Origin of the sequence: Pantoea sp. 1.19, assembly GCF_001922585.1 — a bacterium.
Lineage (GTDB): Bacteria > Pseudomonadota > Gammaproteobacteria > Enterobacterales > Enterobacteriaceae > 1-19.
Genome location: NZ_MRBS01000019.1, coordinates 1 through 13,178 on the forward strand (window position 1 = coordinate 1; position 13,178 = coordinate 13,178).

Annotated in this window: 8 protein-coding genes and 1 pseudogene; 6 read left to right on the forward strand and 3 right to left on the reverse strand. The window is 49.0% G+C overall.

Annotated features, from left to right (window positions below; all coding sequences use genetic code 11):
- Positions 1 to 24: 24 nt before the first annotated feature.
- Both tssC and tssB read right to left on the reverse strand, forming a co-directional pair.
- Positions 25 to 1,572 carry a type VI secretion system contractile sheath large subunit gene (gene tssC, locus BS626_RS17620; protein ID WP_075183663.1) on the reverse strand — a complete coding sequence of 516 codons (1,548 nt, stop codon included), beginning with the start codon at positions 1,570 to 1,572 and terminating at the stop codon, positions 25 to 27.
- Between the two features lie 33 nt (positions 1,573 to 1,605).
- A complete protein-coding gene (tssB, locus tag BS626_RS17625) occupies positions 1,606 to 2,106 on the reverse strand; it encodes a type VI secretion system contractile sheath small subunit (protein ID WP_075183664.1) in 501 nt (166 codons plus the stop codon).
- 845 nt (positions 2,107 to 2,951) lie between these two features.
- On the opposite strand from tssB, the pseudogene BS626_RS17635 reads away from it, so the two are divergent.
- The 6 genes and pseudogenes from BS626_RS17635 to BS626_RS17665 all read left to right on the forward strand — a co-directional run bounded on the left by BS626_RS17635 (position 2,952) and on the right by BS626_RS17665 (position 12,559).
- Positions 2,952 to 4,064, forward strand: a pseudogene (locus tag BS626_RS17635) (IS3 family transposase).
- Between the two features lie 275 nt (positions 4,065 to 4,339).
- Positions 4,340 to 5,037, forward strand: a protein-coding gene (locus BS626_RS17645) for an IS1 family transposase (protein WP_205949630.1) whose coding sequence is annotated in 2 segments (ribosomal slippage) — positions 4,340 to 4,589 and positions 4,589 to 5,037 — 699 coding nt in all. Because the reading frame shifts where the segments join, the coding sequence is not laid out codon by codon here.
- Positions 5,038 to 5,142: 105 nt separating this feature from the next.
- Positions 5,143 to 8,556 (forward strand): DEAD/DEAH box helicase family protein, encoded by a 3,414-nt coding sequence (locus tag BS626_RS17650; RefSeq protein WP_075183667.1) that lies wholly within the window; start codon positions 5,143 to 5,145, stop codon positions 8,554 to 8,556.
- A gap of 63 nt (positions 8,557 to 8,619) precedes the next feature.
- On the forward strand, positions 8,620 to 10,254 hold the full coding sequence (locus BS626_RS17655) for a class I SAM-dependent DNA methyltransferase (protein WP_075183668.1): 1,635 nt from the start codon (positions 8,620 to 8,622) through the stop codon (positions 10,252 to 10,254).
- Positions 10,251 to 11,390, forward strand: a complete 1,140-nt coding sequence (locus tag BS626_RS17660; protein ID WP_240494335.1) for a restriction endonuclease subunit S — start codon at positions 10,251 to 10,253, stop codon at positions 11,388 to 11,390. Before BS626_RS17655 ends, BS626_RS17660 begins: the two co-directional genes overlap by 4 nt.
- A gap of 14 nt (positions 11,391 to 11,404) precedes the next feature.
- Positions 11,405 to 12,559, forward strand: coding sequence for a PIN domain-containing protein (locus BS626_RS17665; RefSeq protein WP_075183669.1), 1,155 nt, complete (start codon positions 11,405 to 11,407; stop codon positions 12,557 to 12,559).
- A gap of 337 nt (positions 12,560 to 12,896) precedes the next feature.
- On the opposite strand, the gene BS626_RS17670 is transcribed toward BS626_RS17665, so the two are convergent.
- The coding region (locus BS626_RS17670) for an integrase core domain-containing protein (protein WP_139308867.1) at positions 12,897 to 13,178 on the reverse strand (282 nt) is incomplete at its 5' end.

Consider the following 13,178-nt stretch of genomic DNA (forward strand, 5'->3'; position numbering starts at 1 on the left):
TAAATTTTCATCCCTGCTCCCGCCTTACGCTTTGGCTTTTGGCATCTGAGACACCAGCGACAGATTCACGTCCATCCCCTCGACCTGGAAATGCGGGATCGCGTACAGCTTCACGCGGAAGAAGCCCGGGTTGTCTTCGATGTCTTCCACCACCACTTTCGCATCGCGCAGCGGGTGCGAGGCCTGCAGATCGTCGCCCGGATCGGTCATCTCCGTGACCAGGCCGCGCACCCAGGTGTTGAGCTCCAGCTCCAGCAGCCGGCGGTCTTTGGTGGTGCCGATGTTTTCCCGCTGAATCAGCTTCAGGTAGTGGGCGATACGCGACAGCAGGAAGATGTAGGGCAGCCGCGCATTGATACGGCTGTTGGCCGTGGCATCGGCCGTATCGTACAGGGCGGGTTTCTGGGTCGAGTTGGCCGAGAAGAAGCAGCTGTAGTCGCGGTTCTTGTAATAGGACAGGGGAATAAAGCCCAGATTGGCAAACTCAAACTCGCGGGTTTCCGGGATCATCACCTCACTCGGGATTTTCACCTGATTGCCGGTGCCCAGATCGTAGAGATGGATGGGCAGATCCTGCACGGCGCCGCCGGCCTGCGGGCCGCGGATTTGTACGCACCAGCCGTTGTTGATAAAGCTGCGCACCATGTTGGATGCAAAAGCAAACGACGCGTTGGTCCACAGGTATTTGTCGTGATCCGGGCCTTTCACCTCTTCGACGTAGTTGAAGCTGCGCACCGGCACCGTGTCCGGGCCATACGGCAGGCGACCCAGCACGCGCGGCATCACCAGGCCGATATAGCGGGCATCGTCGGTGCCGCGGAAGGATTTCCACTTGATGTACTCCGCGCGGTCAAAGTAGTTACCGATATCCTTGATCGCCGCCACCTCCTCCATGCTGTCCTTCAGGAAGAATTTCGGGCCGGCAGAGCCGATAAACGGCATATGCGCGGCGGCAGAGACTTTTGAGATGTTGCGCAGCAGCGCCACGTCCTGCGCCGAGGCGTCAAATTCATAAGAGGAAATCAGCGCCGCGATCGGCTCACCGCCCGGGGTGTCATACTCATCGATATAGGTGTGTTTATACAGGCCGCTCTGGATGATTTCCGGGCTGTCTTCAAAGTCCTGACGCAGGTCCTCTTTCGACACGTCCAGCAGCTCAACCTTCACGTTCTGGCGAAAATCGGTCTTATCGACCAGCGATTTCACGCCGCGCCACAGGCCCTCCACCGCCTGGAATTCTGCGCTGTGCATGACCGCATCCAGCTGGCGGCCGATCTGCCAGTCCAGCTCCGCGATATGCTGGTCAATCAGGTTTTTGTCGAGTTTTTCAACCTTTGAGCCCGATTTGGTCAGGCACTCCAGGAACACCTGCATGCCGGCCGTGAGCCGTTCATCCGCCGTCGCATCCGACATCGCCTGCGCGTCCTGCCAGATATCCAGCGCGCTCAGCTCAGCGACCGGGTGGAGGTTGATTTTTTCAAACAGGGACGCATACACCCCGCCTGCCGCAGGGCGCTCCAGCACCGCGCGCTCGCCACCGGTTGCATTCTCATTTTGTACAGACATCAGCATCTTCCTTGTTAATCCGTTAAATCATCGTGACCGTTATGGCTGCTTCGGCGCCAGGGCGGAGAGTTCGGCCCGGAGCGCCGCACTCAGCGCCGGGTCAAGCAGAATCTTTTCCAGCTCCTTTCGGAACGCCTGGTTATCCAGCAGGTTCGCCTTTAAATCGCGCAGCAGATTGCGCATGGACAGCATCGCCTTCAGCTGGGGAATTTGTCGGGAGACCTGCTCCGGGGTGAAATCCTTCATGCTGCGGAAGGTCAGGCGGACGTTGTCTTCGCTGCCGTCATCCGCCAGGGTATTTTTAACGGTCAGACTCACTTTTGGAGAATAATCGGAAAGCACGGAGTCAAAGTTATTTTTATTCAGATTCACTTTGCTGCGCTCTGACAGTGGCGCAGACGCCTGGCCGTGACTGAAATCGCCCGTTACCAGTAATTTCAGCGGGAGCTCGGTTTTCTTGCTGGCGCCCCCCGTGTGCAAATCAAGTTTGAGGTTAATACGCGCTTTGGGTATTTCGGACTGAAAGGAAGAGTTAGACATGGCTGTCCCTGTTCTATGGAGTAATAGAAACGGTCAATGCCAGTGAGTCATCATGACGAAAAGCAAYCCCGGCCAGAACAACATTCCGGTTCTTATCATCCAACAAGAATCAACACGTCGGAATACAAGCGGGCGCGATCCCTTCACCAGCATATCGACACGGTACGGTTGAGCATTTTTCTGAAAAAGACATTTTTCGGATAAAGCACAATTCCGGAGTGTAGAAATCTTCAGCTATAGTGTGGAAATGAAAAAGTGTAACAAAACTTAACAGTGATGCTCCGTTAACGTATTTCGATCATCCCACTGATTTGTAAGAATTTTCTTAGAACACCCCGCAGGCCCCGCGGTATGGGGCCGCACACTCCGCGCGCAGCGTTGCTCACGATCACAATCGTACAAAATAGCAACAGCAACCCGAAAGGTCTGATTTTGTCCGGTAATCACCCCGTGCGGGGCCAGACGTCAGCGCGTATTTGAAAAACTGAACAGTTACCTGTCTTCGCCATCTTGCCGATTATACTCGCCGGCCTCAGGCCCGGCCGCAGGAATATTCACATCACGCCGAGCCAGACTACGCATCCTTACAGCGGACCGCGCGGATGCCTGGCTTGTCGCACCGCCACCGCGCGGCAAATTACCCGTACCAGTAAATTAAACTGGTTATTATCAGCCTGACTGACGCGCCGTGAAATAATACGATAAGCCGGCAGAGGCGGGATTGTGGATTTCCCCCCCAAACGCCCGGTGATATTCCGGCGGGCGTAATTGAATAAATCGTATTTTTTGTACCACCCTATGCCGGTAGACAATCCTGCCGTCTAGTTTGAGCACAGGAAGAACGTATGGACACAGCGCGATTTACACCCGAACTTAATGAAGAGCCGTCCGTCATATTACGGCGCGCAGCTATTTTGTTGCCGACGTTTACGATCGTTTAGGCGTTTCCACACACGATCTCTACAGGTGGCGGCGGGCCATCAAACCCGACAACAGCGAGCAGCATGCCCGCAATCTGATAGCCGCCAAAACGGCGATCCTGAAGCTCATCGCGCAGCGAAAACGCACCGCAGAAGAGCGGGATATCCTGAAAAAGGCCGCGCGGTACGTTGCAAGGGAGCCCGACTGAAGTACCGCTTTATCAATAAGCACCGCACTGTATGGGGTGTGATGGCGATGTGGCGGGTACTGAAGGTGGCCCGGGCCGGATCCTGTGCGTGGCGGCATCATCCGGTCCCGGCGCGTGATACAGATAACCCGCGTCTGCTGACGCTTATCCGTGACTCCTGTTCACTGAACGGAGGCGTATACGGCTACCGGCGGGTTCATGGCGATCTGAACGAAATCGGGGAACCAGCGGTAAAAACCGCGTGGGCCCAGCTATGCCACTGAACCGGATCACAGCGGTGCGCGGCTATAAAGCACCACGCCGCATCGCCGGCAGGCCTTCTGTTGCCCCGAATCATGTGCAGCGGCAGTTTACCGTTGTCCGGGCCCGTCAGGTCTGGGTCACCGCTATGACTGATATCCGCACCTGGCAGGGCTGGCTGTATCTGGCGGTGGTTATCGATCTCTTCGCCCGTAACCTGGTCGGCTGGTCAATGAAGCCCATGCGGTCACGCGAACTGGCACGCAACGCGCTGATGATGACCGTGTCGCGACATAAACCCACGGAGCAGGTCATCGTGCATTCAGACCAGGTCAGCCAGTGCGGCGGCGGCGGCGGGCAGCGGTTTTGCCAGGCCAGCAACCTGGTCCCGGGCATCAGCCGGCGTGGCAACGGCCGGGATAATGCGGTGGCCGAATCGTTCTTCAATTCGCTGAAAAAAGCACGCATCAGAAAACGGAGCGGCAAAAACCGGGATCTGGCCCGGGCCGATATCTTCGATGACATTGAAGTGTTCTGTAACCGGGTCCGGCGGCGTCAGTGCGGAGGCTTCGAACAGGCCACATCGTGAGAACAGGAAATGTCTACTGAGGTAGGGTCAGTCCAGACAACCAGCTGAGCAGATTCGCGTTTGAATTCAGGACTAAAATTTCTTCTTTTCACTGGAGCACCTGTGTTGTTCTGAGGTGAGCATATCACCTCTGTTCAGGTGGCCAAATTCAGTAAACCACTCCAGTGAAATTTACCCAAAAAAATTAGTAGTTGTAATTATACCGACACAAGAGAAAACTGGTAATGCTGCCAACTTACTGATTTAGCGTATGATGATGTTTTTGAGGTGCTCCTGTGGCTTCCGTCTCTGTCTGTTGTCCCGCCTGCTCCGCGACTGAAGGCGTTGTGCGTAACGGTAAAAGTACTGCCGGACATCAGCGCTATCTCTGCTCCCACTGCCGTAAAACATGGCAACTACAGTTCACTTACACCGCCTCTCAGCCCGGTACACACCAGAAAATCATTGATATGGCCATGAATGGCGTCGGATGCCGGGCAACCGCCCGCATTATGAGCGTTGGCCTCAACACGATTTTACGGCACTTAAAAAACTCAGGCCGCAGCAGGTAACCTCGCGCATACAACCGGGCAGTGACGTCATTGTCCGCGCTGAAATGGACGAACAGTGGGGCTACGTCGGGGCTAAATCACGCCAGCGCTGGCTGTTTTACGCGTATGACAGGATACGCAGGACGGTCGTGGCGCACGTCTTCGGTGAACGCACTATGGCCACACTGGAGCGTCTTCTGAGCCTGCTGTCGCCCTTTGATGTTGTGGTATGGATGACGGATGGCTGGCCGCTGTATGAATCACGCCTGAAGGGAGAGCTGCACGTTATCAGCAAACGTTACACGCAGCGCATTGAACGGCATAACCTGAATCTGAGGCAGCATCTGGCAAGGCTGAGAAGGAAGTCACCGTCGTTCTCAAAATCGGTGGAGCTGCATGATAAAGTCATCGGGCATTATCTGAACATAAAACACTATCAGTAAGTTGGAATCATTACCCTGAAGATGTACAAGCTCACTTTGTCTGCCAAATTAGTGTGATATTCTTTCCAGAAATGCTGTTGTATCCACGACATAAGGCGATGATTGATGGAGCAGTCTCTCAATTTTGAAATGTTGCGCAGCCAGTGGCCGGAACTGGCTGAACTCGCGTGTATGGCGGAACGCTATGTTCATTCCGACCCGGAAAGCAGTCTGGTTAAGCTGCGTAACTACACTGAATTGATGGTGCGCTGGTTGTATCGTCAGGAGCGGTTGCCGGAAGGTATCAAGGCGAATCTGTACGATTTAATGAACGCCGATGTGTTTACCAGCATGATGCCAGAAGCCATCATCATGAAAATGGATGCACTGCGTATCCATGGCAACCGCGCCGCGCACGGTGGACGTATCAAAGCCAAAGATACCTACTGGCTGCTTAAGGAAGCGTATTTATTAGGTGTCTGGCTATATGTTCGTTACGCCCACGGTAATGTTGATAACTGCCCCAAATTTTCTCTCCCTCCGTTAACGCAATCTTTAGGTCGTGCAGATGAAAAACGTCTGGAGGATGCAATCAGGGCTCAGGATGAAAGCCGTGAGCGCGAACTGGCGTTACAACGCGCACTCCAGCAAGAGCAGGAAAAAGCCGAACACCTCACCCAGCGCCTGAATGAAGCCAGAGCTCGCAACCAGCATGTTGCCGACATCCTCTCTATTGATGAAGCGGAAACCCGCCGCCGCCTGATTGACTCCCGCCTGCTTGCTGCTGACTGGAATGTAGGCGAAGAACTTAAAAATACCGATCAGGTTACGCAGGAGCATCCTGTTAAAGAACAACCTACTGCAACCGGCGACGGTTATGCGGATTATGTCTTGTGGGATGAAGCGCATAAACCGCTGGCGGTGGTGGAAGCAAAAAAAACCAGCGTTAATGCCGAACAAGGACGAATTCAGGCCCGACTGTATGCAGACTGGCTGGAAAAAGAATATGGTCAGCGTCCGGTCATCTTCTACACCAACGGCTACGATATCTGGCTGTGGGACGACCATAAAACTCATGGTTATCCTCCGCGTCGGGTATTTGGCTTCTACAGCAAGGAAAGCCTGCAATATCTTATTCAGCAGCGAGAAACCCGTCTGCCACTGAACAGTGTGCCGCACGTAAAAGACAACGAAGGTAAGGCCGTTGCCGGACGTTTGTATCAGCTTGAAACCATTGCCCGCATCAGCGAACGGTTTACCAATAAATATCGTCAGTCATTAATCGTTCAGGCCACCGGCACTGGTAAAACCCGTGTAGCGATTGCACTGAGCAAACTGATGATTGATGCCCGTTGGGTAAAACGCGTTCTGTTCCTTTGCGACCGTAAAGAGCTGCGCAAACAGGCGGCGAATGCCTTCAATCAATTCACCAATGAGCCGCTGTATGTGGTCGGTAAATCCAAAAAAGCAGACAGGCAGAATGCCAGAATCTACATCGCTACCTATCCTGGCATGATGAAAATCATGGACCATTTCGATGTCGGTTATTTCGATCTGATCATCGCCGATGAATCCCATCGTTCGATCTATAACGTTTACGGCGATCTGTTTAAGTATTTTGATGCCCTCCAGATTGGCCTGACAGCCACGCCGATTGACATGGTGAGTAAAACCACTTTCGGCCTTTTTGGTTGTGAAGGACGTATCCCTACCGCTAACTACAGTCTGGAAGATGCCATCGCCGATAACAATCTGGTTCCCTATGAGGTTGTCACGCACACCACGGAATTCCTGCGCGAAGGCATCAAACGGGAGAAGTTAAGCGACATACAAATCCGCGAACTGGAAGAACAGGGTATCGATCCCAATACGCTGGAATTTGATGGTAAGGCGCTGGATGAGGCGATCTACAACAAAGACACCAACCGCTATATCCTGCGTAACCTGATGGAAAATGGCCTGAAAGATCGGGACGGCCAGCTGCCAGGTAAAACCATCATTTTCGCCCGGAACCACAAACACGCGCTGTTGTTAAATGAATTGTTCGACGATATGTACCCGCAGTTTGCCGGACGCTTCTGTCAGGTCATCGACAACTACGATCCCCGCGCCGAGCAACTGATTGACGATTTTAAAGGGCTGGATGAAAGCACTAACAAAGAGCTGACCATCGCTATCTCCGTTGACATGCTCGATACCGGTATTGATGTCCCGGAAATTGTGAATCTGGTCTTTGCCAAACCGGTCAAATCGAAAGTGAAGTTCTGGCAGATGATTGGCCGTGGTACACGCCTCTGTTCGGGGCTATACGGCAATGATGAAAACGGCAAACCGCTGGATAAACAGAAATTCCGCATCTTCGATCACTGGGGCAACTTTGAGTATCACGAGTTGCATACCGAAGAGGCCGAAGTCACAGCGACAAAATCGCTGGCGCAAAAACGCTTCGAAGCGTGGGTTATGCTGGGGGCTGCTGCACAGCGTAAGTTCGACAAACAGGCGGTGGATTTAGTCGCTCACCAGCTCCGCGAGCAGATCAACGCGCTGGATGAAAAGTCGATTGCCGTACAGGAAAAGTGGCAGCAAAAAGCGCAGTACAGCGATGAAAAAGTGCTGCGCCAGCTTTCCCCGAAAACACAGCAGGATCTGCTATCTGTCCTGGCCCCGCTGATGCAGTGGCTGGACGTTCGCGGGCAAAGCGATGCCATGCGCTTTGATATGGATATTCTGGCGGCGCAAACTGCCCGTTATACAAACCCGGAAGAGCTTGATGTGCTCTGGCCGGTCATCATCGAGAAAGTGGAACGTCTGCCGCCGCATCTGACTCAGGTGCAGCAACAGGGACAGCGGATTAATCAACTTCGTGATTTAGGCTGGTGGAAGCAAGCCAGCCTGGAAGAGCTGGAGGATATCCGCATTCATCTGCGCGGTATAATGCACCTGATGGAGAAAGATGCGACGCCAAAATTTGGTTCGATACAGGTGGATATTACCGAAGATGCGAACCTAATCCAGACGGAAACCCGCAAAACCAATATCCGCTCGATTGATTTCAAACTGTATCGTCAGCAGGTTCAGGGAGCGCTGGAGCCGCTATTCCAGCAAAACCCGGTACTGAAAAAAATCCGCAACGGCGAGCCAGTGACGCAAAGCGAGCTGGATGAACTGGCTAAGCTGGTGCTGATCCAGAACCCGAACGTCGATATCCGGGCGCTAAAAGAGTTCTACCCGCAGGCAACCGCCAGCCTGGATAAATTATTACGTACCATCATTGGGATGGACAACGACGCGGTGGAAATACGTTTTGCGCAGTTCGCCGCTGACAACAGCCTGACCAGCCAGCAACTACGCTTCCTGTCATTGCTGAAAAACCATATTCGTGATTATGGCACCATTGAGATGCGGCAGCTCTTTGAGCAGCCATTTACGCATATCCACAACGAAGGCGTCACTGGCGTGTTCTCGGATATAGAGCAGATCGCCCGGTTGCAAAAGATAGTCGAAGAGCTGGGTGTTGTGACTGACGCAGCAACGGTATAATACGCACATGACAAGCCCCGGCAGCGGGGCTTTTGTATTTATAACAGGGTATAGACGTTAACAATGATCACCGGTGACTTAAAAAGTAAAATCGACGGACTATGGGAAGATTTCTGGGTGGGCGGTATCACTAACCCGCTGACCGTAATCGAACAAATCACCTACCTGATGTACTCCCGAATGCTGGATACCCAGGAACAGCGGGACGAGAAACGTAAACAAATCGCGGGTATTGATTTTAAACCGCGCTTTGCGCCTGAGCAGCAGGAGTTCCGTTTTAGTCACTACAGTAACCTCGGTTCAGATGAAATGATGGAAGTAGTGCGCGACGGCGTATTCCAGCATTTCCGCCAGCTCGGCCAGGCCGATGCGTCGAAGGTGACACTGCTGGGCAACTTTATGAAAGATGCTCGTCTGGAGATCGTCAAACCTTCTCTGCTGACCAAAGCCGTGGAAGTGATCAAAAACCTGCCGCTGGATCGTGGCGACACCAAAGGCGATCTCTACGAATACCTGTTAAGCAAGCTGACCACCGCCGGGATCAACGGTCAGTTCCGCACGCCGCGCCACATTATCCGCACAATGGTTGAAATGATGGAGCCGAACCCGGCGCGTGGTGAGACGATTTGCGATCCAGCCTGTGGCACTGGTGGTTTTCTGGCGACCAGCTATGAGTACCTGCTGGAGAAATACAGCTCGCTGGAGTCCATCCATACCGAGATTGGCAGCAACGAACGCGGTGAGCTGGAAGAGCAAAAAATCTTTACCGGTGATCTGCTGACGCCGTGGCGTGACCATGTGGATAACAACATGTTCCACGGCTACGACTTTGACACTACTATGCTGCGTATCGCCGCTATGAACCTGATTATGCACGGCGTGGAAGAGCCGGATATCCACTATCAGGACACCATGAGCCAGAGTTTCAGCACCAACTTCCCGCAGGCTAGCAAAAATGCTTTCAACCTGATATTGGCGAACCCACCGTTTACCGGTTCACTGGATGAGGAAGATATCGACGCCACGCTGTCGGCGATGGTGAAAACCAAGAAAACTGAGCTGCTCTTCCTGGCGCGCATTCTGCAAATGCTGAAAGTAGGCGGACGCAGTGCCACTATCGTGCCGCAGGGCGTACTGTTTGGCTCCAGCAAGGCGCATCAGTCGCTGCGTAAAACGCTGGTGGAAGATAACCAACTAGAAGCAGTGATCAACCTGCCTTCCGGCGTATTTAAGCCTTATGCGGGTGTGGCGACAGCGATTCTAATCTTCACCAAAGGCGGCCAGACGGATGAGGTCTGGTTCTACGATCTACAAAATGACGGCTACAGCCTGGATGACAAGCGCAACCCGATAAAAAACAACGATCTGCCGCATCTACTGGCAAGCTGGAAGCATTACCGTACTTTACGCGGGCTACCGGTTGATAATTTTATGGGCGAGAGATCAGCCTCGTTGCTTAAGCAGCAATATCCGGAAGGGATTGATGCTGGTGTTGATTTTAAAGATCGAACGCAGGCGGCATTTGTGGTGTCGAAAGAGGATATTGCAGCGCAGAAATACGATCTCTCTATTAATCGTTATAAAGAAGTGGTGTATCAGGAAAAAAAATATGAAGATCCGAAGGTGATTTTAAAGCGATTAAAAAATCTAGAAAAAGAGATTCTGGCGGATCTGGATGAACTGGAGGAGATGCTGTGAGTTGGCCGATGGTAAAATTAATCGATGTTTGTGAAATAAATATTGGAAAAACCCCCAGTAGAAGTAATAGCAAATATTGGGGGAACGGTCATAGATGGTTGTCTATAGCTGATATGAACCAAGGAAAATGGATCTCAAATACAAAAGAACAGATTACCGATCTCGCTATTAAAGAGTCTGGAATAAAAAAAGTTCCAGCGAACACTGTGTTATTTAGCTTTAAATTATCTATTGGTAAAGTTTGTTTATCTGAGACTGATATTTATACAAATGAAGCAATTGCTGCCCTTCCAATAAAAAACAAATCTCAATTAGATACTATTTACCTAAGCCATGTCATGAAAACATTAGTATTTTCAGATATGACAGATAATGCTGTGATGGGAGCAACTCTTAACAAAAAGAAGCTTGCTGATATTCGTATTCCTCTTCCATCGATTGAAGAACAAAAGCGTATTGCAGCTATCCTAGATAAAGCTGATAGCATCCGCCAAAATCGTGAGCAAGCCATCAAATTAGCTGATGCTTTCTTGCATACCACTTTTTTAGAGATGTTTCCCCATTTAGAAGATAGTAGAAATAGAGTAAAACTTGGAGATATTGTGGCTCTAGATGCCCCGATGGTAGACCCAAGAGAAGAAGAATATATTGATTTAATACATATCGGTCCAGATAGAATAGAAAAAAACACCGGATTGCTTTTACCGGCACTAACTGCACGTGATGAAAACTTAATCAGTAAAAAATTCCTTTTTGATGAAAGTTACGTGTTGTATTCAAAGATACGACCTTACTTGAAAAAATGTGCAATTCCTGATTTCAGTGGATTATGTTCGGCCGATATGTATCCTGTAAAACCTATAGCAAACAAAACTAATCGTGAATTTATATGGCAACTCTTACTATCTGATTTTTTCACAAAATATACCGAAACCTTACCTGACAGGGCAAACATCCCTAAATTAAACAGGAAAGAGCTATTGAACTTTGAAATATCGCTACCGCCATTTTTCCTGCAAGAAAATTATAGAGCAATAGTGCAAAAAATTAACAACACAAAATCAATAATGCGTATACAGAGTAATAATGATCTATTAAGCAGGTTAACAGACAAACTATTTTCAAAAGACCAATAAATAAGGTAATCAAAATGCCTAATATTAACATTGACGACTTGAAACGATTAATTTCAAATAGAGAAATAGGGGCAATAACCCTAGACACCTCTATTTATATCCATCATCACTATGGATTTGAAGTCGGAATATTATCAAAACTCTCACAATTCAAAAATACTGAAATAAAATTCATTGTAGTTGATATGATTCAGCATGAAACATTATCACACCTTATTGAAGAGGCAAAAAAGAACAAAGCTGAGACGAAAAATAGCCTTAAAGTTATAGGTAACTCGTGGGGAGTTACACCTCAACGCAGACAAGAGTTAATGGATGAGCTTTTTACGAGTAATGAAGATGAAATATCTAAAGCTCGATTTGATGACTTCAAAAAGAAGGCTGGCGCCAGAGAAATAAAATGTGCAGAGCTATCAAGCTTAAGTAAAGTAATAGATTTATACTTTAATAAAATAGCACCATTTGCTATCAAAAAAGATAAAAAAAATGAGTTTCCTGATGCTTTAGCTCTTTCAGCCCTTGAAGTTTGGGCTGAATCTAACAATACCAAAATTTTAGCCGTTTCAAAAGACAATGACTGGAAAGAATTTTGTGAGACATCACCTTTATTATATTTTATTGATGAACTGTCTAATGCGTTAACTGCATTCAACTCGAATGCTTCAGTCAATATCATTAATGCTCTGAAAACTATCAATATTGATGAGCTAAATAAAGAAATAATAGAATCAATACCACATCAACTTTATAACTTAACAGTTGATGTAGAAGCAAGCTCATCGTTCTACTACGACGTTGAATCTTCAGAGTTAACAATGGTAGATGATCAACAACAACCTATAAATGATTTAGAAAAATTCCTCTCAACCCTAAGCATTATTGATACTGAAGAAGAACTTTTTTCGGTACAATATACAGTGAACTGTAACGTTGATATTGAGACTACTCTTGACTTCAATACCTGGGATGGTATTGATAAAGAATTTATTGGTATGGGGGGAGGAATCTTCAATAATTCAGAGGATATAGATATCGATATTATAATTAATTTTAACAAAGATGGTAATGATATTGAAATCGATAGTATTGAAGTTATTAGCTCAAGTATAACTATCGACCTTGGTGAGGTTGGACCAGATTGGATGAACTCTCCCGATTATTACGATTGATATAGCCGATATTATTTTGTTATTAAGTGATAAAACCATCAAATCTTGAATATACCTTGATGGTTTTTATTTATGCACTGCCCCTACTGCAATCTCACCGTTGACCAACTCATTAATCTCATCCATATACTACCACACAATTTTCTTGGGGCCATGTAGATATAGAAAGTGACTAAAGATTCCGTGAATCACGTTCTTATTAGCATACGCACACTACGTATCAATCCTCAGCAATTTGAAGCTATGTTTACGAGGACTCATGTTCATTGAGGGCTGGTCGTTATACCCTTTTAGCCATTCTATATGTCCCGCTAGTGGAATTGTAAGTATCCCTACGTTAGTTCCACGTACTTTTTGAGATCCCCGGTTTTTCAGCCATCAACCGGTATTCTTCCGGCGTCAGGTTATTCAGGGATTCATGAGGTCGCTCGCTGTTGTATTCATTCAGCCAACGCTCCGTTATCTCCCGTGCCTCATTCAGTGTTCTGAATAGATAAAAATCCAGTATTTCTGTCCGGTATGTTCGGTTAAATCTTTCTATAAATGCGTTCTGTGTCGGTTTCCCCGGTTTGATAAATTCGAGAACCACACCATGCTCTTCTGCCCACTGCGCCAGAGT